Source organism: Promicromonospora kroppenstedtii DSM 19349, assembly GCF_000515355.1.
Classification (GTDB): domain Bacteria; phylum Actinomycetota; class Actinomycetes; order Actinomycetales; family Cellulomonadaceae; genus Promicromonospora; species Promicromonospora kroppenstedtii.
The window spans coordinates 112176-112713 of record NZ_KI911759.1 but is presented as its reverse complement, the minus strand read 5'-3'; the positions used below and the strand labels follow the sequence as shown (position 1 = coordinate 112713).

The following is a 538-nucleotide window of genomic DNA, read 5'->3' as shown; positions in this document are numbered from 1 at the left end:
GCCAGCCCGGCGGCCAGGAGCAGGCCCACGTAGCCCACGCCGCGGACCACGCCGAGCAGGGCGGGCGCCTCGGTGCCGGCGTCGGCACCGGTCTTGGGCACGTCGACGACGTCGCTGGGCGCGCCGACCGCGAAGCTCAGCGAGCCGCCGATCGGGTGCCCGTCCTCGGAGACGAGCCGCCAGACGACCACGAGGGTGCCGTCGGCGACCTCCTCGTCGAGGTCGACGAGGAGCCGCGACGCCCGGACCGTGGCCGTGGAGGCCACCTCGGTGCCCGTCGCGTCGAACACCTTGATCCCGGCCGGGACGCCGATCACGGACTCGTTGAAGGTGAACGTGACCCGCTCGGGGGCGGTCTCGAGCACCGCCCCCTGGGCCGGGTCGGTGCTGACGAGAGTGGCGTGGGCCGAGGCGCTACCCGCCGGGCCCACCAGGAGGGCCGCCAGGACGGTGAGCAGGAGCAGCCAGCACCCGGCGCGCCGGCCGGCGTCGGCGAGGCTCATGGGTTCCGACGGCGGCGGAGCAGGACGACGCCGCC

The 538-nt window shown here is 76.2% G+C and carries 1 protein-coding gene; it reads right to left on the bottom strand.

Features of this window, described 5'->3' with window-relative positions:
- A partial coding sequence (locus PROKR_RS36390) for a copper resistance CopC family protein (protein ID WP_036970016.1) occupies positions 1-503 on the bottom strand: 503 nt, incomplete at its 3' end.
- Between the last annotated feature and the right edge of the window lie 35 nt (positions 504-538).